This is a genomic window from Nostoc sp. DedVER02 (assembly GCF_034530675.2).
Taxonomy (GTDB): Bacteria; Cyanobacteriota; Cyanobacteriia; order Cyanobacteriales; family Nostocaceae; genus Nostoc.
In genome coordinates this window covers 1-21380 of record NZ_JAVRCP020000033.1, presented here as the reverse complement: position 1 = coordinate 21380, position 21380 = coordinate 1, and the positions used below count along the sequence as shown (strand labels likewise).

Genomic DNA, 21380 nt, shown 5'->3' with positions numbered 1-21380 from the left:
ACTCCCAACCTTTTAAAATGTAAAAGTAGTCCGCAGTACGCCTACAGTTGTAGTGTCATTGTTACTATTACCTTCTGGGTTAAAGAGAACAAACGCACCAGGAGTAATGCTGATATTATCGTTAACTTTAAAGCGATAATAGCCTTCTAAATGGTAAGGAGTTGCCCGATTGTCACCCGTAGGCGTAAGTTGAGCAGAACCACCAGTATCAGTACGATAAAGTGGCTGACCAAAAAGAATCCCGGCATTGTTCCCTGACCTGAATAAATCTGTGAAGTGAACTCCCACCATCCAACTTGTAAAGGTGGTGGAAGCATTCACGCTATTAGAAGAGTCATCAACAAATAGTGCTGCACCATAGCCAGATAAAGCTATCTTGGGAGAAAATCGCCATGTTACCGTACCACCAAAGGAGTTGAGTTTGACAGGTGTTCCAGCGTCAACACCAGCTAAAGCACCAACATCACCACTAATTAATCCAGTACCTAAAATATTGATTTCGTGATAACTATTGGCATAGTTTAGACCAATATCTAAACTAGGACTGGGCTTGAAAGTTAACTGTGCAGCAACAACACTACTCCCACTAAATACACCAGCGCCCAAAGGTGTCGTAGAAACTCCTGGTAGTGCCTCATCAGCAGATTTTTGGGGTAAATTGGCATTGACGCTACCGTATAAAGCGCGTAAATCCAAATTCGGGGAAATACTATAAATAAATCCCGCCGCCGATGCTAAACCAGTACCCGAAGTACCACCAGAAACCCGTAACACAGGGTTTAAGCCTGCAAAACGAGAAATTGACTCTTGTCCTTCGCCATAAAAAGGTGTAATTGTTGGGAAAGCATCTGATGTTTCCGCCGCAGTTCCGGCAAACAAGGTTAATTTATTAGCGACAGGAAAGATATACAGCAATTTGTAAAGCTGAACATCGTTCGCGCCAACACTCGACAAAGTATTGACATTTAACCCGGGAAATTGCGGCTCAAAACTGGTACGAGCGCTACTAGAACTTAAAATAGATGAAGCTAATCCTAAACTTTGTTGCAGGCTACCTTGTCCATTGGCTCCACCCAAAAAGTTATAAGCTTGCAATCCAGTAATTAATAAATCTTTCCCAGTAAAGCTAGTGGTAAGATTTAATCGCACTCTATTGACTAAGATGATGTTCGAGTCGCCGTTATTAGGAGCGCCGCCGGTAGCACCAACACCAGCAATAATTGCCTCTCCATTAAGTTTAGTAGTCGTAGAAAATTGATTTGCTTCTAGTTTTGCGGTACGAGCTTCTACAGCATCTACTCGACCCCGCAATGTTGTCAATTCCGCCGTAAATTGTTCTTGTAGTTTCTGCAACGTGGCTAAATCTTCTTTCTTAACCAAATCACCAGTTGCAGTGGCAATTAGTTCATTAATTCGTTCTAAACAAGCATTTAAGCCAGCAGCAAATTCATAGCGAGTCATCGCCCGATTACCGCGATAGGTTTGATTGGGATAACCTGCAATACAACCATATCGCTCAACCAAAGACTGGAGTGCCTGAAAAGCCCAATCTGTCGGTTGTACATCAGATAATTGGGATACAGATGTTACTTGTGCAAGCTTGTCTGAGGATGGAGATGAATTTGCAGATTCTGGTGTCAGTTGCTGCTGAAACTTAACAGCAGAATCTACACCTAAATCTTCATTTTTTTGATTCTCATTAACTATCAGCAATTCACTGGAGATATTATTTGTTAAGTTGCTTTGATGAGAATCATTTTGATTAATAGCTAAGTTTTTATCTGCAATTTCTAAATTAGGAAGGGCTTGCACAGGTGATAACCCGGCAATTAAGCATAAAAATCCCATCCCACTAGCAGAAGCTAGTAGATATTTCACCATGATCGCTCCCAACACACATAATATGGTAAAAATTAATTGCGATTTTGAAATTGATTGATAAGTAAATTTAAAGTAGATTTAGCCAGATAATCTTGCTAACTTTAAATTTTTGATCTCAGGATTTTTTCTGAATTGACTTACCGCAAAATCAGCTTATATCGCAAGTATTAAATTATAGTAAATACTATTTTGGGAAAGAATTAACAAATAATCATATTGAGAGTTTTTATAGTTACTATTGGCAAAATAATAATTATATCTGTCTGATTTATGATAGAGAATATAGGTATTGAGCGGAGATTAGAGGCTCAATACCTAGCGAAGAGTAATTTTACCTAACAAAATAATTTTGAGTGCAGGCAAGATCGGGAGGAAAAGCACGGAAATCATTTATCTTGGGATTGTTAACCATTTTTATCCCAGAGAAGCTTCATAGCGATCGCATAAATAAGAATTTCAGGGTAAAATTCTTACCACATCTTAGTAAAATAAGCAATACCTTACAGTAAGTAATATTTTTAACAAAACATTTGTAACTACCCTTGCAGTTTATTTACCCACCGCCTGCTATTCTTATAGTTACTTCGGTCTGTCATAGCAGATAGATTATCCTCAATAATGTTTAAATTTCTTAGCGCTCATATACCATCCTGGTAATGTGGGTGCTTTTACTTTATCGAAAGCGGCGGGAAACTCCATACCCTTGTGGGTGGAGAGAGATAGCCGCCCCGCCGCTTAGGGCATTAGAGGCTCTTCCCCATTCCCCATTCCCCATTCCCAAAAACTCTATCCCCTTGTGAGTGGAGTTTTTCATGCTTCATAGCAGCAAAAAACCTAACCCCTTTCCGCGTTGGGAAAGGGGCAATCAAAGTCTCTCTCATTTCAGGAGAAAGGTTTTCCAGATAGCCTAAGCTGACAGTGAAGCTTTAACTTGACCAAAACGGCGATCGCGACTTTGGTAACTCAACAAAGCCTGATATAATGCTTCTCTATTAAAATCTGGCCAAAGAATATCGGTGAAATACATTTCTGTATACGCCATTTGCCATAAGAGAAAATTACTCAATCGCATCTCACCGCTAGTCCGAATCAGTAAATCGGGTTCTGGAGTGTCTGCTGTGTAGAGATGTTGTTCTATAAGACTTTCATTTACTTGTTCCGCACTGAGTTCGCCGCGTTCCACAAGTTGAGCTACTTGACGACAAACTCTGGTAATTTCGTTACGGCTACCGTAGTTGACTGCAACAGTAAAGTGGATTGCTTGATTATTCAATGTCTCTTTCATAGAACGTTCCATTTCCGTTTGTAGAGACTTAGGTAAAGCCGATAAATCTCCAATAAATGAGATTCGTACCCCTTCTTGATGCATTTGAGCCAACTCGCGGTGTAGTAATCGCTCAAACAAATGCATCAGAAAATCTACTTCTTCAACGGGACGCTGCCAATTTTCTGTTGAGAAAGCATAAGCTGTCAACGCTTTAATTCCCCAATCCTTGCAGCAACGCAATAGTTCTTTGAGCGTTTTTGCTCCTTGGCGATGTCCAGCAATGCGCGGTAATCCTCGACTAGTTGCCCATCGTCCGTTACCATCCATGATGACGGCGATATGTTGGGGTATTTTTTGCAGGTTTAAATCGGCTGATTTGTCATTTGTCATTTGTCATTTGTCCTTTGTTATTTCCTAATGAGTAATTTCAAATAAATCTTGCAAATATTTTGGTGTGAGGGTGTTGTTCCAATTCCACAGACGATGCATTGTGTAGGCGAAGGTGAAGAAGAGAGTTGTTTTGTTAGTTAATGACCAAGCATTCCAGTTGAGTGTACCCATCATGCGGCGGAGAGTACGCATGAGGTTGTTACGCTGATAGTTTGGCGATCGCGTTTTGATCAGCGTGCGTCCAATTCGCATCAACCCAGTATCAGGAAAAGACCAGACTCCAAATCCCCAGAATTTGGTCATGTGGTTGATTTCATCCTGTGCCAGTTCCTCTAAAACATCCTGGAGTGCGCCAGTGGTGTGAGCCATCAACCAAATATAAAGACAGGTAGCACCGTATTCTGTAGCAATGCGGTGTAAGCCGTGGCGATATAAATCTTCGTAAGCGTCATCTGTGGGGAGATAGCTTCTAACAGTCCGAAGTTTTGGGGTAATTTTCTCACCTGTTAATTGGGTGTAGATTTTGATTAATGCAGGTGTGTGCTGACGTTCTTCTTTTTCCCACAAACCAAGTTCTAGGAGTTCGCCACTTTCACCGACTGTTCCACCAACAAACCGAGCCATCTGAGGATGCAATTTTTCTAAATACTGCCGACTTGTTTGGGTATAGCCGCGAATGGGAGCTTCTGTATCCATCGCACCTATCAATATAGATAGAAATACCTCTGCGTCTAAGCCGATAATTTGATTGCGATTGATTGTTTGCCAATCGATGTGTTTCCAGGGACGCGGTTGAGGATTGGCAAATTGTATCGGTAAATCTTGCAGGCGATCGTGTAGTTGTTCGACTGCAATATATTTGTCTATAAGGGAACGAATGCGGCGCTGTGTTTGCAGGTAGTTAGGACTGGGATAGCTTTGACCTGCTAAGTCTGCTCTAATTGGGCTGAGAGTATTAAGCATTTTTTTATACTTTAATTTTTATCTCTATGCCCAATAGCCTAAGCGATCGCACTTTGTTTTGTCAGTCGGCTGAAGTCGGCAGTTTTATGTGATAGGGTTGCAAAAGTTGGGGAAAAAGTTGGTTATAGAAAATTTGGGTTTAAAATTTTGTCCTTCTAAGACAACTTTACAAAGTTACAAGAGAGAATTGCAGAAAATGTAACGAAATTGTTAGAACAAGGGTAGATAAAAGTTGAGTAACAGGATAAATCATGAACGCTTATAAAACATATATCACTATTGCAGATCCAAAACAGTTAGTATTATCTGATTTACCATTTAAAGCAGGACAGAGAGTTGAGGTAATTATTTTAACAGACGATAATCAAAGGGTTACTTTAGCAGAAGAATTAAAAAAGTTATTTAAAGAAATACAAGCAATACACGCAGATAATCCGTTAACTGATGAAGAAATAGCAGCAGAAATTGAAGCTTATAGACGGGGAGAATGAAAGTTATTATTGATACTAATATCGTAGTCTCTGCTGCTATAGCTGATAAAAATCCAGAGGCAGTAATTTTATTTGTGATTGCTAATTCTGCTTTTGAGTGGGTTGTATCGGCAGGCATTATAGCAGAGTATAAGGAAGTTTTAAAGCGTCCTCGTTTAAAATTAACTGAGGCACAATATGAAAGATGGGTTTATTTAATTGATTCAGTAACAACACTAATTGATGTGGATGTGGAGGTTGATTTTCCCAGAGATAGGAAAGATGCAAAATTTTTAGCTTGTGCTATTGCCACAGAAGCAGATTTTTTTATTACGGGTGATGCTGATTTTAATGAAGCGCAAACTTTGTTAAACACAACTATTATTTCTCTGTCTTTATTTAAAAGGTTAGTTTGTGATGTGAGGGAATAAGCTTCAATCTGCTAGGGTGCGTAAGATAGCGGTATAACATATAGTATAAAACTAAGCGATGCCTACGACTGGCTACACCTACGCACTTCATTTTGTCAGTCGGCTGAAGTCGGCAGTTTTATGTGATGTAGTTGGGAGAAGTCGGGGAAAAAGTTGGATCAAATTCCCACATTCTATTTCAGAAATAATTTATATATTAGTGGCAGAGTGATGATAAGTGAGAAGACAATGCTATGAAGTTATATTTTAAGCATCAGGCTGAATCTGACTTAGGAATGGGAATTGCTTATTTAGAATTTGATGGCGATTCGGCCTCCAGGCAAGTTGAGATTTATGGGGATAAATGGTTTTTATCTAACAGAGTTTATCATACACAAACTGGAGGAATAGCCTTGTGCGATCAACCATTATCAGAAACTGGCTTAGGGAGAGAACATGAAATATCACAAAGTGAGTTCGAGCTTGTTTGGAGTGAAGCTCTTAAAAAGACTATGTGAAAGAACTAAAAGTTGTTGTCAAAATAGCAATACTTTTAAAGCACTAAATTAGTTTTGCTCTGGGTAATGCAATCGCCCCCTCAGTCTTCTGATAATTCTCCAAATTGCTGACGATAACGCTCAAGTTGTTTTTGCGCTAATTCAAGCTGTTCTTCTGACGTTTGATAGCGCTTTCCTTGTTGGTCATACCAATACAAAACCTGACGCTGGGTATTACCAGATATGTATTGCCCTCTACCAATTCCCAAACCAATTTCTGGCATCCAAAAGGGTTCACCAATTTGCAGTTCATAGCTACCATCTACTAAGCGATAAACTTCAAAAGGTTGGTGGCAGTCTCTTTGCCAATACTCTGGATTATAAATAATGTAGTACAGTACCCCTAACTTGGCATAAATATCTAATTTCTTGTCGTATTCTCCACCCGGAGTTAAAGAGACAATTTCTAAAGCCAAGATAGGCACTATGTTTTTTTCTTCCCAAACAACATAACTTTTACGAGATTTACCTTCCTTGCGACGTTCTACACCTAAGCTCAAAAATCCGTCTGGTACAATTGGCACAAGTGGACTAACCCCTGTGGTATGGTAAACGCCCATATCCACACTGAAAAACCAGTCATTACGGTTTGCCCAAATATATTGCAGCAAGAAGAGAAGCAGATTGGGAATAAAATTCTGGTCTTCGTTATCCACAGGTGTATCGTCTGAACAAGGAAGTTCAGCACTACTAGGCAATTGACGGGGGTTTGATTTCACCATAAGTAATGATGGTGCTGATGTTACCTAATGACCCTTATTTTATTAGATGAGAAAGCTTTATTCGGAAAAGTCGGGAAAAAAGTCGGATTTACAGAATCTTATTCGAAAACTTCAGCAGCATAACTGTAGAGTGATCTATAGTTGTCCCTAAAATCTGAACTCCCTTTGTCGTTACACAATGGACGCTGAAGCAGCATTAGCATGGTTAGATACCATAATTCCCCCGCAGACTGGGGAACGGTTGAGCGATTTGCAAAAAGTGATTCTTGTGCAAGTTTGGTTGGGTAGAAAATACTTGGATATCGCTCATTCTTATGGTTGTACAGAAGGACACGCCAAGGATGCAGGTTCTCAGTTATGGAAGTTGCTTTCTAAAGTATTGCGAGAAAAGATAACCAAAAGTAATTGTCGCGCTACTTTGGAGCGAGTTCTGAGAAAAACTACTGCAATATCATCAAGTCTGATCGATTACTCGCGATCGCACCAACTCACCCCAAAATTAGAGGATACCAATTTTATTGGACGAACAGCTGCGATCGCTCACCTGAATACTTTGGTAAATCAAGGCTCGAAAGTTATTGTTATCCAAGGTGAGGGAGGCTTAGGCAAAACTACTCTCGCGCAGCAATATCTCCATCAAGAGTTTGACTTGGTTTTAGAACTGCTGATGGCCAAGGAAACCCAAAATATCACCCCCGCCGAACGAGTCGTAGAGGAATGGCTAAAACAAGACTTTGATCAAGAACCTGGGGTAGAATTTGGCGTTACATTAGGAAGACTCAAGCGCCAACTCCACAATCGGCGCATTGGGGTGTTAATTGACAATCTCGAACCTGCACTAGATCGACATGGTGGGTTAATTGCTTCTCACCGCAACTATGTAGAACTATTGCGGGTGTTGGCTGATGCGAGGGTGCAATCTGTTACCTTGATTACTAGCCGCGATCGCCTTTGTGAACCTGGGCTTAATGTAAATCACTATCGCCTCCCTGGTTTGGATCGAGGTGCATGGCAACAGTTTTTTAGCAACCGTGGATTAGTCATCGACTCACCAACGTTGCAAATTATGCATCGCACTTATGGCGGTAATGCTAAAGCAATGGGAATTCTCTGTGGTTCGATTCAGGAGGATTTTGACGGTGATATGGCTCTTTATTGGCAAGAAAATCATGCCGATCCTTTAGCAGCAACCGATTTAAAAAATTTAGCTGTTAGTCAAATCAATCGTCTGCAAGCCCTCGATCCCCAAGCTTATCGCCTACTTTGCCGTTTGGGATGTTATCGTTACCAAGATATACCCAGAATTCCATCACCAGGTTTATTTTGTTTACTGTGGGATGTCCCAGCCGATCAACATCGCCAAATCATCGCCTCTTTGAGAAATCGGTCTTTGGTGGAGTGCGATAAAGGTGAATACTGGTTGCATCCCGTGATTCAAAAAGAAGCGATCGCACGTTTACGCCCCAGTGATGAATGGGAAATTGCCAACCACAAAGCCGCAGAATTTTGGACAGCTAGTATTAAACAAATTGAAACTTTTAAAGATGCTTTACAAGCTCTAGAAGCATATTATCATTATATAGAAATTCAGGAATTTGAGTTAGCCGGCAAAGTCATTCTCAAAAGCCGAAATAATCAATGGCAGCAGTTTTTACCTCTTGGTAGTACCTTGTATCGGATGGGTCTAATTCAGCCGATACTAACTGCAATTAATCAAGTTGTAAACAATTTAGAAAATGACCAAAATCTTAGTGAACTTTATAATATACTAGGCGATCTATATTGGATAACAGGGAAAATTAGTCAAGCGATCGCCTGTCAGGAAAAAACTATTACTCTGGCAACCCAAGCACTTAAATCACTTGTACCTCAGCCCGAAAATAAACATCCAGTTTACTATCTAAGGATGCTAGAGGTAGATTCTCTATTAAGTATTGGTCTTTACAAAATAGATTTGTGGGAATTAGAAGCAGCCGTAAATTTATTTCAACAGGTAATTTACCTCGCTCAAAATACTGAGCATCATCGCTGGGCAGAGAAAGCTTCAGTCTGTTTAGCTTTGGTATATTCTTATTTAGGTTTGCGTGATGCCTCATCTCAATTAGCAGATGTAGCTTATCAAAATATTACTAACGAAAAATTGGTAGAACAGACGGGAAGATTTGTCTATTTTATGCAAATTTTAGGTCAAACCTACGTCAACTTAGGAGAGGCTTACCAAGCAAATCAAATATTACATCAAGCTTTAACCTTTGCTGAAGAAAGCCATTATATGCAGGTGAAAGCAAAAACACTCAATGGTTTAGCAGAAATTCATCGACAACAAACAGATTTTGAGTTAGCCCTGGCTCATCATAGAGAAGCAATAGAACTTTTGGATAAAATAGATGCTAAGTGCGATTTAGCTGAAGCTTATTTTCAATTAGGTTTAACTTATCAAAAGATGGCAAAGCCTGATGAAAGCCAAATGAATTTTAATCGAGCAATTCAGCTATTTACTGAAATACAAGCCCCGAAACAAGTTGAAAAAATTTTAACCAGTGCTGCGTAATAAGTATACCTTTCAATACTACTCGGCTTTTGGATTTTGAACTCAGAATTGGGTTTGGGGAAAAGGTTAAAGGGGAAGGGGAAAAAGTTCTGTATCGTCCCCTTACCCTTTAACCTTTTCCCTAAGAGTGCGAAAAGCACTTTTGCAAGAGGTCTATTTATTTAGGGACTTGGTGCAGTCCATTGGGAGGCGGTTTTATCATATTCTCCTTTTATAGTTGCAGCGCGAGGACGAGCCGCTGCTAAAGCGGCTAGTTCATCATCTTCTGAAGTATAGTCACCAAAATCTACACCTAATAAACCGCCATTACCTAAAATTCCAATACTTTTCAAATGATCCTCAATACTATCCAAATCGAGAATATCAGAATCATCATTACTTAAAGTACCCATCCACATTATCCAAATATCTTTTTCCATTTGAGCAACTCCAGGCTTAGTAGGGTCATAAGCCGAAATAGACTTACTAAAGTCACTTATCGCAGTTGATTTTTGTTTCAATTCGCTAAGGACAGTTGTCATGCCATTAATGTGAGCAATCATGGCATTAGTTGCTGTTAGTATATCTGCCGCTGAATATTCTGATGCACCACCAGCAATTTGTACCCTCATTTCTGCAATTAATCGCTCAAGAATAATAGTATTTCGATGTAAGTTTGCTAATACTTTATTAGTTTGCAATGCACCACGATACATTGATGCTACATGTTGCCAAATATTACTTTTCAGCACATCCGGGGAAAGCCCATTAGGTTGTAAATCGCTACCTCGCGTTGTTATGGCATCTGATACAGCAAGAGCTATTGCAGAAGATGCAGCCCCTTGTAAAAATGAAGAACCGGCTGCTGTAAGTCCATCAGCGAGGGTAAGAGCAAACCATCCAGCTGCGGTAGAAGGAGCAATATAGGCGGCAGCAAGACCAGCTAAAACGCCCGTTCCTATCCCTAAAAATATGCCTCTCCAAAGAGTTTGATTTTGTGCTTCTGCTCTTCCTTGACCAATTACTCTTGAGTAATTGCTGTAAGCCATATCGTAATTTATAGAGAAAATTCTTAATTTTGTACTGATTAAATCAGTCTGTGCTACAGATAAATCTACACAAATACTGGCTAAATTATAATGAGCATCAATTAATCTTGCATTGGCTTGCGTAAGTGGCAATTTTGTCGAAAGTTCTGTAACTGTTTGGTCTTTTGGCTTTCTCTGCAACACATCTCTACGCAATGCCCCACCTGTCTGTTGTACTACATGGGTCAACTCATGGGCTGTCAACTCATTATTACCTGGCGACTTGCCTTGCCCAAAGTAAACATCGCTACTATGAGTAAACGCCTGCGCCTGCAAATCCTGATTCATCTGCACAGCCGCACCATCTGTATGCACCCGCACCTGACTAAAATCAGCATCAAAGCGGGGTTCCATGAAGCCTCGCACGTCATCTCCTAATGGGCTTCCTCCACCTTTACTGCTATTCAGGCGACTCTCAATATTTTCCCCAGCCTGCAAGTTGCCACTCATAGCTCGTTGCAATGAAGGCTTGGTTTGTATTTCTTCTTCTTGAGTCTGTTCTTCTGGTGCTATCTTCGGTTGCACAGCAGTATTAGGCATTGACATGACTCGATGAGCTACGCTATCGGCTTCCTGCTCATACCGATCTCCTGGTTCTCCAACCGTGAGTTTTGTCTGTGGACGGTGTAACGCTATGGAACTAATGTCATGAACTGGCTTTTTTTTGATAACTTGTGGTTCTAAAGATTGTTCCCCAACAGACTGGGCTAATTGTGGGTCAGTTGATGCTTCAGAGGATGTTTGAATCGGAGGATTATTGGCAATGGCAAAACCGCGCACTGGATTTGCCAGTGTTGGAGTTGTTGGTGAGACAAGGGACGGATTTGAAAAAGCAGATCGTCCCAATGTTCCTGGACGCAAAGCGGTTTGTCTTTGGATATCGCTCATTTTAACTTTCCTCTATGATTGAAGAAGAATTCAGAAGTCAGAAGTCAGAATTCAGAATTCAGAAGTCAGAATTCAGAATCACTCTTGTGGGGGATTCAGAGCCGCCACTCATTGTAGACCGCTAAATCGAAGATTTAGCTCTTTTCTTAAACCCACTTATTCAGACGCTCGTGGACTCGCTAACGCTGCGCTATCCGCTCTTTCATTCAGAATTCAATTCTGAATTCTGGCTCCTGACTCCTGAATTCTGTTTGATAAAATAAACTAAAACATACTGCTAATATCAAGTTGAAACGAACTCCCTACCTAGAATCCGCTTCTGGAGCATTTGTAACTTATTGAATCATGGTTGACCAGGAATACCGGGTTGAGGTTGAGGTGGGCCGCCGATCGCACTTGGAGAAGATGAACCAAAACCTAAACTGGGAGGTAGCAATCGTCCGACATCTACATGCATTCCTAACATGAGGTTGTCGCCAGCTGTATTAATTTCCAAGCGGAACCAGTTTAATCCGGGTACAGGTAAGGTTTGTCCATTGAGTTGATCGAGTGCAAGCCGTCGAGCATTGGGATCGGAAAGAACACCTGCTAGCGCTCCAACTCCGATTAAAGCTGTAGCGCTAACGACACCAATCTGTCCTCCTGTGCTTAACCGTCGCCAGTCTTGTTGAAAGCGATCGCCTGCTTGGGTTTTCAAGGAAGTTAAGGCACTATCGATCGCTGGAACTGCAATAATCGCTCGTAGCAAATCCCCTCCTGTTGCAGTTCGGGCAGTGCTTGGCCCCGCACCCGCAGGCACGGTTGGAGCGGCTGGGGGTAATGTTGGGCTGGCAAATGGGTTTGGTGTGCTAGGACTAGTAGTTCCCGAAGTAGGTAAAACTCCTAAATTGATCTGATTTAGTGCAGGTCTAATGGTTTCTGGATTCAGTTGCTGCTCGACATGCTGCATTACCATTGCTTGCAACTGTGGATCTAGTTGCAAATGCGTATCCATACCCAGTTTATAGCGGGAAGTAGGGTCGGGAGGTTGCAGTAGTGAAGGGGGAGTCAGTTGGTAGCTGGGAACAGGTGGCATGGGGGTTTCATCTCGTTGGATCGTCGAAATATCTCCCTGTTCATAACCAACACTTTGGCGCTGCAAAATTTCTGGGATAATTTCTTCTCCTTGATGAGCTACCCAATTAGTTGCTAGCTGACGTTTTGCTTGTGGATGAAATAGCGATATTCGACTAATGTCATGGCTGAGGGGCTTTGCTTGGACTACTTCTGGTTCTAAGGATTGCGCCTCGTGAAAGTCCTTCGATACCTCGGTTGCTGTTTCGATTGGAAAGTTATTTGTAACGCCAAAACCGCGGGTTGGATTTGCCAGCGTTGGAGTTGTTGCTGAGAGAAAAGACGGATTGGAAAAATTGGATGTAGCTGCTTTCTGAGAATTTCGTAGAGAAGCGGCTTGTCTTTGGACATCGCTCATCTCACCTACCTCTATGCCAAAGCATATTTTTGATCCAAATTATACAGTTTGTTTAATTGCGATCGCTATCGACTTAAGTGGAAACTATTCTCTAATGCGATCGCAGCTAGACAAAAAGCGATATCTGCCGACAAGCCAAGGAAGAATCTACACTCTTGCAATTCTTTTGTTTTTGCTATGAGGTTAGATGATTACCAGATTTTTCTATGCACTAAATTTTAAATTTGTCAATATCTAGTGTCTACAACTAAAGTCCACTTTCAATACTTGTCGGGTTTTGGGGAAAAGGGAAAGAAAAAACCTTTAACCTTTTGCCCAAATCCAATTCCGAGTTAAAAATGCTTTACCCGAGCAGTATTGAGTCCACTTTTAGAATCAATTCCTCAGCTAAACTAGAAACTGTCTGTACACACTGGAGCAACTTTGTCTATCTTTAACAAGGCACAAAATCCCTTTATTTAGTCTGGTTAATTGAGTATGTAACTGGATTTATGCTGTGCTTTACTAGTTACTATGTCTTTCGCTCTGCACAAGAATCTGGTCTTATGGTAGAGATAATTAGTCACCTACTGCGTCTATTAAGTCAACTAAATACTACAAAAATTATTTAAGACTTTAGGGATTGATGACACGAAGTTAGTCTTATTATCCATAATAAAAGTAACCCTCAGCAAATTCCCGTTGTACTCTATTAGTAAATCGTAACAATATTTTTAACTATGACTTCGCAAACGCTACCGACACCAGAGGTTTATCAAGGTCAGTTTGGAGAATTTACAATTACTCAGAGCGATCGCACTGGCGTAATTATTTACCGTGCTGGGTTAATGGTAGCAGCACTGAGCTTTGCCATAGGCAACGCTTTGGTTTTGTTCAATAATAATCCGATTGTCGTAACAGCACTTACACCTCTATATGCTTGTTTTAGTCTTGCCCTTGGTGTAAGTTTATTTACCATTCATATCTATATGGCATCATTACACCGAATGTTGCAAATTTTTTGGGCGATCGGTAGTATAGCATCAGTGATTTTGGCACTCTCTAGTAGTGAACCTTTAACTCTCACTGTTTACAATCAGCCTCTTACATTATTTGGAGTTGGTTTTATCTTTGTTGCTTTGACAGGTATTTATTTTAAAGAAGCTTTTTGCTTCAATCGCTTGGAAACCAAAGTATTAACCCTAATAGTACCGCTACTGTTATTGGGACATTTAGTGGGAATTTTACCCACTCAGGGGGAAAGTGTTTTATTAGGAATTTGGGCAACGTTGTTTTTAGTGTTTGCTCTCCGAAAAACAGTGCAAGCAATTCCTGATGATATTGGAGATAAATCTGTATTTACTTACTTAAAAGAGCAACGTTTAGCTAAGGTTTAATGCAGTCAAAAAACCGTCGGCGTCAAAAATTTCCAAAAATCAAACTAATAAAACGCCAAGAAATGTGGACACTTACGGCTCAGGGGTGGGCGATTGCCATCGCTTTGATTGCTTATTTAATATTCTTCACTATTACTCATGTACACTCATTTCTCGCCGTGACTTCCCGGATCAAATCAGCAGAAGTATTGGTTGTTGAAGGATGGCTACCAGATTATGCCATACAACAAGCTCTGAGTGAATTCAAAACAGGTTCTTATCGTCTAGTAATTACTACGGGAGGCTCAATAGAAAAAGGGAATTATCTGAGCGAATACAAGAACTTTGCAGAAGTTTCAGCTGCTACCTTCAAAAAGCTCGGTTTAGAATCAGAGAAAGTGGTAGCCGTTCCAACACCTATGGTAATAAAGGATCGTAGTTATGCATCTGCTGCTGAATTTAATCGCTGGCTATCGAATTCAAATTTAAACTTACAATCAATTAATGTTTTTTCTTTGGATGTTCACACCCGAAGAAGTTGGTTTCTGTTCAAAAAACTACTTACACCTAACGTTCAAGTTGGTGCGATCGCTGCTCAAACACAAGATTATGAACCAAACAAATGGTGGGATTCTAGTCAAGGTGTGCGGGCAATTATTGATGAAAGCATCGCTTATATTTATGCGCGGTTTTTGAATTGGAAATCCTAAAAGCGATTGCTTTGTTCATGGTTCAGAATTGGGCAGCGTTATTTGCGAAAAATGGCTAAAGTTGAGATATTCCCAGGAGTTCCCTTTACATACAACTTTTCAAAAATACTTTAACAAAACAAGTTTAATAATGATTTGGTTTACTGCCGATACTCATTTTGGGCATAAAAAAATTTTAGAGTACACACAAAGACCATTTTCTTCTATTGAGGAGATGGATGAAGCATTAATTGAGAACTGGAACAGCAAAGTTTCTGCTGACGATGAAGTATATCATTTAGGAGATGTTGCACTTTGTTCTCCTCAGAAATTACAGAAAATTCTTGAACGGCTTAACGGTAAAATTTATCTAATTCGTGGCAATCATGATAAAGTAGCCGAAGGTTGTAAAGAACGTTTTGAGTGGATCAAAGATTATTACGAGTTGACAATTCCAGATTCTGAGGGATATCAAGGTAGACAGTTAATTGTTCTGTTGCACTATGCTATGAGGGTTTGGCAAGCTTCTCACTATGGTACTTGTCATCTTTATGGACACTCACATGGTCAACTCCCTGACGATTCCACGTCTTTATCTTTTGATGTGGGGGTAGATTGCCATAATTATGCGCCTATAAATTACGATGATGTTAAACGTATTTTGAAGACAAAAAACTGGACAGCCCCTCAATTGAGGGGAGATTAAATAAAGTAAACAATGGAAAAATTATGGTTGATTGAGGCAAATTAGTTGTACTCTCTATTAATTCACCCAATCACTTCTAAAACTCCCACTAATTATTTAGGATAGCTATATTACTTTTGTAGAATTTGTAATAAGGCTTGTCGATAAATTTTTAGTCCCTCTGCATTCAGATGATCGCCATCACTGGTTAAATTTTCTTTAAGAACATTATTTTCATACAAGGGTGCTAATCCTGCTGCTGCAACTGGCACTTTTTCTTTCTCCGCAACTTGATTAATTAGAACATTAATTTGTTCAACTTTAGGAAGTGGGGCTGCTACAGTTGGATCTAAACTTGCTGCAACTGTTGAATAAAAAGCTGGAATCAGAAAAATCTCTTTATTTCCCATTGTTCTGATCAGTGCGATCGCTTCTTGAAGATTTTTGGTAAATAACTCGTCGCTAATTCCATACCAAGCATCATTTCCACCTACAGCAATAATTGCTTTTTCACATTTAACCTTGGTAGGAATTAAAATTTTAAGTTGTTCCAGTAATGAGATTGTACTCAGACCATTTAACCCAAAATTAAAAGTACCACTCCCAAGGGTATTACCAAGTCCAGCCGAAATAGAATCACCAAATAAGCAACCGGAAAACTGTTTATCTTGGGCGGCGAGTGTCTGATATTGCAGTGCAATTTTCCCTAAAGGTGAAGAACTTACATTGTCCTTTGGAGGTGCATTAGCACTAGAAGAGGAATTTGCCAGACCGACTAGCTTAGAAATTTTTGACACATCAATAACTAGTTGATTACTGGGATATGCTTCTAGAAAGCTAACTACTCCTAGACCTTCTGGTGATTTTGCTCCGATGATAATGGCAGAGCGTAGGGCTGGTATACTGGCTTGATCCCGCCGGGCGATCGCAGAGGATGCAAAAGATAAAATTTGCTTACCCATACCTGAATTTATCAGCTTATCTACAGCCACAATATCAAGAGACATTTTCACCTGAAGCGTCTCTTGAAACTTCTGTTTCTCTTCAGCACTGAGGTAATCTAAAAAAGATTTTAGATCGCTAGAAGCCTTTTGTGTCTCACTATAGCTGCGTATATCGGCCACCGGGATTGATTGCTCAAACAACCCGTATCTGACAGTAATTTTCTCAGCAGCCAAACTCGGTAATAAACCAAGTCCACTATGCACCAGTAAAAATATTAAGCACCCAGATAGGCATATTAAAAGACGATAGAAATATTTCATCACAGAAGATAGATAAGAAGATAGTCAATAGTTAATAGTCAACAGTCAAGAGTCAAAAGTCAAGGGGAATTAGGAATTTATGTTTAGGGTATTTTGTCTCCCCGCAAGGAAACTAAGTTTCTTTTTAGTGAATTATGTTTTGGATCTAAAAGTTGTGCAACCATTTCTGCACGCGATGAAACCTCAAGCTTACGGAACATTCGCTTTAAAGCTTGCTTGACAGAATTTTCAGTAATCCAAAGTTCAGTCCCAATTTCTGCATTAGTTCGCCCCAAAGCAACCAACTCTGCAATCTCTAATTCACGAAGCGTTAAGCGATTATTTTTAGAGGGGGAATTTTGCAACTTTTCTATACTCATTGGATAGGATTCACCAACGGAAACACTTTGTGAACGCACTGTTGCCGTCCAAACAGATAAGTGCAAGCAGATGGCACTTAAATCGACTAAATTTTCGGTATCAAAGGCAGGCATTGACTTTTCTCGTGTACAGCCTACTACACCTACTAATTGACCGCGATTGATGATTGGCCCAGCCATCACATGCCAATGATCCGGACGGGGACAAATTAGTTTCCAAGCTTTAGGTGATGTTACTAATGCTTCGTGGACAGGAGCATGACGCTCCACTAAATAACGCGCTACAGGATTATGTTCGATTGAGAGGGCAATTTTCAGGATTCTCTGAAGATTTGGATATTCAAAGGACAATTGAGCGAAGAAAAAAATTCCCCATCGTTTTGCTGCAAAATACTCACCAATTTTTGGCACAATTTGCGATCGCATTTCATGTTCGCTATCGGTTTGGTTGATGGCTTCAAACAGAAGCTCCAAAGAACTTGTCATAGGTTAAGGGTCTGAAGTGTACCCGATCGAGGTCTAGAAGCATTAAAGTACTCAGCCTAATATTAGCATCAGCAAAATGAGCAAGTTTAAGAGCTAGAAATGACACAAGATCAAGTCTTTGGCCCCTTCTTCGCAACAGTTTTTTTGACACTCCTTGTCTGGGTATATATGTACATCCGCCGCATCGGGTTCATTACAAGTCAAAAGATCCGCCCGCAAGACTTGGCTGCACCTGGGCCACTCGTGCATATATGGCCACCTGGCGTATCCAATCCATCAGATAACCTAAAGAACCTATTCGAGATTCCAGTACTTTTCTACGTTCTTATGCTATACCTCTTCATCACGAAGCAGGTGGATGCAATCTATGTGAATGCCGCATGGGTTTTTGTTGGATTTCGAGCATTGCATAGCATCGTTCATTGTACATTCAATCTGATCATGCTTCGCTTCTACCTCTACCTATTCGCCACCCTCGCAGTGTGGTTCATTGCGATCCGTGCAGCTTTTATCTACTTCAGCGTGTAAGTGACTCCTCTACATCAACAGTCAGCACCAATTTGGGAATACTCAATCAGAGTAGGTGTGAGGTTGCAAAGTGGTGGAAGAAGGCGCATATTGGCTAGCTTGGGCACAAATTTCAGGAATTGGGCCTGTATTACTGCGACGGCTGCAACAGCATTTTGGCACGCTGGCTAATGCTTGGAATGCTACCAAGGTACAGTTAGCAGAAGTAGAGGGTTTTGGTTTGCAAACACTAGAAAAAGTAGTACAACAGCGATCGCGTTTGCATCCAGAACAATTATTTACCAAACACCAGCAGGAAAATTCCCATTTCTGGACACCAGCAGATGCAGATTATCCCCGCTTACTGCTAGAAACTCCGAGTCCACCGCCGATTTTGTACTATCGCGGTGAAGTCGAACTTCAAGAAAATCTCGGACAAAAACCGATGGTTGGCATTGTCGGCACACGCCAACCCTCAGAATATGGTATCCGTTGGACTCGCCAAATTAGTACAGCTTTGGCTAAAAATGGCTTTACAGTTGTTTCTGGGATGGCAGAGGGAATTGACACAGAAAGCCACATCGCCGCCATGAAAGCAGGCGGACGCACGATCGCAGTTTTGGGAACTGGTGTAGATGTCATCTATCCCCATAAAAATCGGGATTTATACAAACAAATTTTGACGGCTGGGTTAGTCGTGAGTGAGTACCCCACAAAAACCCCACCCGATCGCACTCACTTTCCCCGGCGCAACCGAATTATTGCAGGCTTAAGCCGCGCCATCCTGGTAATGGAAGCGCCGTTAAAATCTGGTGCTTTAATTACTGCTACCTATGCAAATGAATTTGGTAGAGATGTCTATGCATTACCTGGAAGACTGGACGATCATCCGTCTCAAGGGTGCTTAAAGTTACTCAGTCAGGGAGCTTCTTTCATTCTTAAAGAGCTAGACGAACTGTTAACAATGTTAGGAGCCATACCACAAATTGATGGAGTTGAGGCTTATACAGCACCAGAACAGTTAATGCCAACTTTATCGCCAGAATTGCAAAGGCTAATGAATGCAGTCACAAGTGAAGCTTTACCCTTCGATTTTATTGTCCAACAAAGCGGTATGGCTGCTAGTTCAGTTTCCGGCGGGTTGCTACAGTTGGAACTTATGGGTTTCGTTTCGCAATTACCAGGAATGCGATATCAAAAAGTTAACTCTTAACTTTTTTGATAACAGCCTACTACCTAGAAAACTAGGCAACCAAACTGAAATCACTACTACTCAGAGTAATATCAGGATTCCCTAAACTAGCAAACTCAAATACACTTCCTGCACCCAGAACATTACCATCCTGGTTATAAAATAAAGTGCCACTACTTTGGCTAAAGACAATATGGGCATTACTGGCGTTGATAAACTGATCGTCACTTACAACTGCAAAGTCTGTTAAAGCCTGTCCTACTGTATTAGTAATAGTATTAAAGGTGGTTTTACTCAGCACAATCTGGTCTTGTCCCGCTTTAAACTCGCTGATGTAATCAACACCTAATGCTGTGCTAAATACACCATTGCTTTGGAACAGATATTTATCATCACCAGTTCCTCCTGTGAGAATATCATTACCATTACCTCCCTGGAGGGTGTCATTTCCCCCTAGCCCTTGTAACTGGTCATCTCCGTCACCACCAATCAGGATGTTATTCAGTGTATTACCAGTGAGACGGTCATTACCTGTACCACCCGTGGCGTTTTCGATCGCGTTGTTGGCAGAGATAATGAGCATCAGATTGCTATTAACTGTTTGCGATGTGGTTGCTCCCAGATTTACGTTTACGGAAATTGTAGTACCGCTAAAGTTAATAGTATCAGTACCACCTGTTGTAGTTTCTATAATTGTGTCGGTTCCCAAGGCAGTAGTAGCTACAAAAGAATAGGTATCATTCCCAGCGCTACCGGAGAGGATATTATTGCCACTATTCCCTTTGAGAATATTATTGCCTGCATTACCAGTGCCGTTGATTGCTTCTGTTCCTGTGAGGGTAAGATTTTCTACATTGGTTGGTAAAGTGGTGGTAACGGAAGCAGTGAGGGTATCGGTAATCGTTGTGGTGATGTTTGCGGTTGTGCCAAGACTGGCATTGGTGGGAGAGTTCAGGGTTAAAGTAAAGGTTTCATTTGCTTCATTTAGGGAATCATTGAGAATGGGAATATTGATGACTTTACTGGTGTCACCTGGGTTGAAAGTCAAGGTTCCCGTGGTGCTGGTATAGTCTACGCCTGCTGTAGCTGTACCGTTAGCAGTGGCATATTGAACGGTAATAATTTGGCTGCTGGCGTTGGAGAGACTAACACTATAACTAGCGTTTTGCGGACTGGTGTAACCTTCGACTATCGTCTGGTTATTACTGAGGTTGATGCTGACGGACGAGGAAGAATCATCATTAGTAATGGTTCCGGTGACGGCTGTTGTAGTGCCGATGGTGTAACCACTGCCTGTTGCTAGAGTTAAAACAACGGTTTCATTACTTTCAAAAGTGGTGTCTGTTGTTGGGTTAATGGTGAGAGTTGCCGTACTTGCACCTGCTGCAAAGATAATAGTTCCTGTGGTTGCAGTAAAACTTGCCGCACCGCTTTGGCTGTAGTCGGTGTTGAAGGTGGCTGTACCACCAACGCTATAATTTACGGTTAAAGCATTGGTGGTGTTACCTGTTCTGGTGAAGGTGTAAACTAGGTTGGTGGTTCCATCTTCAACGACGCTGTTTGAAGATAGAGCTAGGGTAATGTTAGGTGGCAATGGCTTATAGACAAAGTAAGTACCAGTTCGACTCAAGCCTGTTTGATTTTTAATGATGGCAATGAGTTCATCAGGTTCGCTTCCGGGTTTGTCGATTAATATTTGAGTATCTGCACCGGAAATAGCTAAAAGATAATTACTGCTTGTTCCTCCAAGTTGAATAATGTCTCCTTCAGCAGCATTAAAGTCAGCAATTTCGGCATAGTCACTATTTCCATTGGTTGCACTATTCCCGTCATCGTAACCAATCCAAGTGGAATCCCCCAAAACAAAGCGATCTGCTTCAGTTCCTCCTGCTAGATAATCTTGTTCGCCCCGTCCAGGGTTAGAACTAGTAGGCTGTACACCTATAAGGGTATCGTTGCCAGCACCGCCATAGAGTCCACCGTAGCGACTCGAACCAAAATAGGTATCTCGATTATCATTACCTGCACCACCAATTAGCGAGTCATTTCCATCATCGCCATAGAGTGCATCACTTCCACCACCACCATTGAGGGTGTCATTGTCATATTCTCCAACGAGTAAGTCATTGCCTAAACCCGTTTCAATCAGATCGTTGCCGATTCCACCGAAGATTGTATCTTTACCAGTGGTTGCTGAGATTTTAA

At 41.0% G+C, this 21380-nt stretch carries 19 protein-coding genes; 10 read left to right on the top strand and 9 right to left on the bottom strand.

From position 1 onward, the window contains the following. Positions 1–12: 12 nt before the first annotated feature. The 3 genes from RMZ41_RS24940 to RMZ41_RS24930 all read right to left on the bottom strand — a co-directional run bounded on the left by RMZ41_RS24940 (position 13) and on the right by RMZ41_RS24930 (position 4501). On the bottom strand, positions 13–1881 hold the full coding sequence (locus tag RMZ41_RS24940; protein WP_322643991.1) for an iron uptake porin: 1869 nt from the start codon (positions 1879–1881) through the stop codon (positions 13–15). Between the two features lie 907 nt (positions 1882–2788). Then, positions 2789–3538, bottom strand: a complete 750-nt coding sequence (locus tag RMZ41_RS24935; RefSeq protein ID WP_322643990.1) for an isoprenyl transferase — start codon at positions 3536–3538, stop codon at positions 2789–2791. A 24-nt stretch (positions 3539–3562) separates the two neighbouring features. After that, positions 3563–4501 (bottom strand): ferritin-like domain-containing protein, encoded by a 939-nt coding sequence (locus RMZ41_RS24930; RefSeq protein ID WP_322643989.1) that lies wholly within the window; start codon positions 4499–4501, stop codon positions 3563–3565. Positions 4502–4752: 251 nt separating this feature from the next. Between RMZ41_RS24930 and RMZ41_RS24925 the strand changes: the two genes are divergently transcribed. From RMZ41_RS24925 to RMZ41_RS24915, 3 genes are all read left to right on the top strand, one after another. Next, complete coding sequence (locus RMZ41_RS24925) at positions 4753–4992, top strand: hypothetical protein (RefSeq protein WP_322643988.1); 240 nt, start codon at positions 4753–4755, stop codon at positions 4990–4992. Next, positions 4989–5402, top strand: a complete 414-nt coding sequence (locus tag RMZ41_RS24920) for a putative toxin-antitoxin system toxin component, PIN family (protein WP_322643987.1) — start codon at positions 4989–4991, stop codon at positions 5400–5402. The genes RMZ41_RS24925 and RMZ41_RS24920 overlap by 4 nt, the downstream gene beginning before the upstream one ends. A gap of 233 nt (positions 5403–5635) precedes the next feature. Beyond that, on the top strand, positions 5636–5899 hold the full coding sequence (locus RMZ41_RS24915; protein ID WP_322643986.1) for a hypothetical protein: 264 nt from the start codon (positions 5636–5638) through the stop codon (positions 5897–5899). An 80-nt stretch (positions 5900–5979) separates the two neighbouring features. On the opposite strand, the gene RMZ41_RS24910 is transcribed toward RMZ41_RS24915, so the two are convergent. Further along, the gene (locus tag RMZ41_RS24910; RefSeq protein WP_322643985.1) at positions 5980–6660 is read right to left on the bottom strand and encodes a Uma2 family endonuclease; all 681 of its coding nucleotides are present in this window, start codon (positions 6658–6660) and stop codon (positions 5980–5982) included. A gap of 178 nt (positions 6661–6838) precedes the next feature. On the opposite strand from RMZ41_RS24910, the gene RMZ41_RS24905 reads away from it, so the two are divergent. Further along, positions 6839–9211 carry a tetratricopeptide repeat protein gene (locus tag RMZ41_RS24905; RefSeq protein ID WP_322643984.1) on the top strand — a complete coding sequence of 791 codons (2373 nt, stop codon included), beginning with the start codon at positions 6839–6841 and terminating at the stop codon, positions 9209–9211. Positions 9212–9372: 161 nt separating this feature from the next. On the opposite strand, the gene RMZ41_RS24900 is transcribed toward RMZ41_RS24905, so the two are convergent. Then, on the bottom strand, positions 9373–11166 hold the full coding sequence (locus RMZ41_RS24900) for a DUF4157 domain-containing protein (RefSeq protein ID WP_322643983.1): 1794 nt from the start codon (positions 11164–11166) through the stop codon (positions 9373–9375). 343 nt (positions 11167–11509) lie between these two features. Beyond that, positions 11510–12637 (bottom strand): hypothetical protein, encoded by a 1128-nt coding sequence (locus RMZ41_RS24895; RefSeq protein ID WP_322643982.1) that lies wholly within the window; start codon positions 12635–12637, stop codon positions 11510–11512. A gap of 13 nt (positions 12638–12650) precedes the next feature. On the opposite strand from RMZ41_RS24895, the gene RMZ41_RS24890 reads away from it, so the two are divergent. From RMZ41_RS24890 to RMZ41_RS24875, 4 genes are all read left to right on the top strand, one after another. Next, on the top strand, positions 12651–12818 hold the full coding sequence (locus tag RMZ41_RS24890; RefSeq protein ID WP_322643981.1) for a hypothetical protein: 168 nt from the start codon (positions 12651–12653) through the stop codon (positions 12816–12818). Between the two features lie 538 nt (positions 12819–13356). Beyond that, positions 13357–14013, top strand: coding sequence for a DUF2301 domain-containing membrane protein (locus tag RMZ41_RS24885; protein ID WP_322643980.1), 657 nt, complete (start codon positions 13357–13359; stop codon positions 14011–14013). Then, entirely contained in the window at positions 14013–14702 is a 690-nt protein-coding gene (locus RMZ41_RS24880; RefSeq protein ID WP_322643979.1) for an ElyC/SanA/YdcF family protein, read from the top strand. Before RMZ41_RS24885 ends, RMZ41_RS24880 begins: the two co-directional genes overlap by 1 nt. Before the next feature lie 130 nt (positions 14703–14832). Continuing rightward, positions 14833–15387 carry a metallophosphoesterase gene (locus RMZ41_RS24875; protein WP_322643978.1) on the top strand — a complete coding sequence of 185 codons (555 nt, stop codon included), beginning with the start codon at positions 14833–14835 and terminating at the stop codon, positions 15385–15387. Positions 15388–15497: 110 nt separating this feature from the next. On the opposite strand, the gene RMZ41_RS24870 is transcribed toward RMZ41_RS24875, so the two are convergent. Both RMZ41_RS24870 and RMZ41_RS24865 read right to left on the bottom strand, forming a co-directional pair. Continuing rightward, complete coding sequence (locus RMZ41_RS24870) at positions 15498–16574, bottom strand: alpha/beta hydrolase (RefSeq protein ID WP_322643977.1); 1077 nt, start codon at positions 16572–16574, stop codon at positions 15498–15500. 140 nt (positions 16575–16714) lie between these two features. Then, a complete protein-coding gene (locus RMZ41_RS24865; protein ID WP_322643976.1) occupies positions 16715–17476 on the bottom strand; it encodes a LuxR C-terminal-related transcriptional regulator in 762 nt (253 codons plus the stop codon). Positions 17477–17575: 99 nt separating this feature from the next. On the opposite strand from RMZ41_RS24865, the gene RMZ41_RS24860 reads away from it, so the two are divergent. After that, positions 17576–18004, top strand: coding sequence for an MAPEG family protein (locus RMZ41_RS24860; protein WP_322643975.1), 429 nt, complete (start codon positions 17576–17578; stop codon positions 18002–18004). A 70-nt stretch (positions 18005–18074) separates the two neighbouring features. Then, a complete protein-coding gene (gene dprA, locus RMZ41_RS24855) occupies positions 18075–19196 on the top strand; it encodes a DNA-processing protein DprA (RefSeq protein WP_322643974.1) in 1122 nt (373 codons plus the stop codon). Positions 19197–19227: 31 nt separating this feature from the next. Here the strand turns inward: dprA and RMZ41_RS24850 are convergent. Continuing rightward, positions 19228–21380: Calx-beta domain-containing protein (locus RMZ41_RS24850; protein WP_409875921.1), on the bottom strand; the 2153-nt coding region annotated here is incomplete at its 5' end.

Excerpts from the sequence above, each read along its gene's own strand:
- RMZ41_RS24915 (WP_322643986.1), top strand. The coding sequence starts at position 5,636 with ATGAAGTTATATTTTAAGCATCAGGCTGAATCTGACTTAGGAATGGGA.
- RMZ41_RS24930 (WP_322643989.1), bottom strand. The coding sequence starts at position 4,501 with ATGCTTAATACTCTCAGCCCAATTAGAGCAGACTTAGCAGGTCAAAGC.
- RMZ41_RS24935 (WP_322643990.1), bottom strand. The coding sequence starts at position 3,538 with ATGACAAATGACAAATCAGCCGATTTAAACCTGCAAAAAATACCCCAA.
- RMZ41_RS24880 (WP_322643979.1), top strand. The coding sequence starts at position 14,013 with ATGCAGTCAAAAAACCGTCGGCGTCAAAAATTTCCAAAAATCAAACTA.
- RMZ41_RS24900 (WP_322643983.1), bottom strand. The coding sequence starts at position 11,166 with ATGAGCGATATCCAAAGACAAACCGCTTTGCGTCCAGGAACATTGGGA.
- RMZ41_RS24885 (WP_322643980.1), top strand. The coding sequence starts at position 13,357 with ATGACTTCGCAAACGCTACCGACACCAGAGGTTTATCAAGGTCAGTTT.
- RMZ41_RS24910 (WP_322643985.1), bottom strand. The coding sequence starts at position 6,660 with ATGGTGAAATCAAACCCCCGTCAATTGCCTAGTAGTGCTGAACTTCCT.
- RMZ41_RS24890 (WP_322643981.1), top strand. The coding sequence starts at position 12,651 with ATGCCAAAGCATATTTTTGATCCAAATTATACAGTTTGTTTAATTGCG.
- RMZ41_RS24940 (WP_322643991.1), bottom strand. The coding sequence starts at position 1,881 with ATGGTGAAATATCTACTAGCTTCTGCTAGTGGGATGGGATTTTTATGC.
- RMZ41_RS24925 (WP_322643988.1), top strand. The coding sequence starts at position 4,753 with ATGAACGCTTATAAAACATATATCACTATTGCAGATCCAAAACAGTTA.
- RMZ41_RS24920 (WP_322643987.1), top strand. The coding sequence starts at position 4,989 with ATGAAAGTTATTATTGATACTAATATCGTAGTCTCTGCTGCTATAGCT.
- RMZ41_RS24865 (WP_322643976.1), bottom strand. The coding sequence starts at position 17,476 with ATGACAAGTTCTTTGGAGCTTCTGTTTGAAGCCATCAACCAAACCGAT.
- RMZ41_RS24860 (WP_322643975.1), top strand. The coding sequence starts at position 17,576 with ATGACACAAGATCAAGTCTTTGGCCCCTTCTTCGCAACAGTTTTTTTG.
- RMZ41_RS24875 (WP_322643978.1), top strand. The coding sequence starts at position 14,833 with ATGATTTGGTTTACTGCCGATACTCATTTTGGGCATAAAAAAATTTTA.
- RMZ41_RS24905 (WP_322643984.1), top strand. The coding sequence starts at position 6,839 with ATGGACGCTGAAGCAGCATTAGCATGGTTAGATACCATAATTCCCCCG.
- RMZ41_RS24895 (WP_322643982.1), bottom strand. The coding sequence starts at position 12,637 with ATGAGCGATGTCCAAAGACAAGCCGCTTCTCTACGAAATTCTCAGAAA.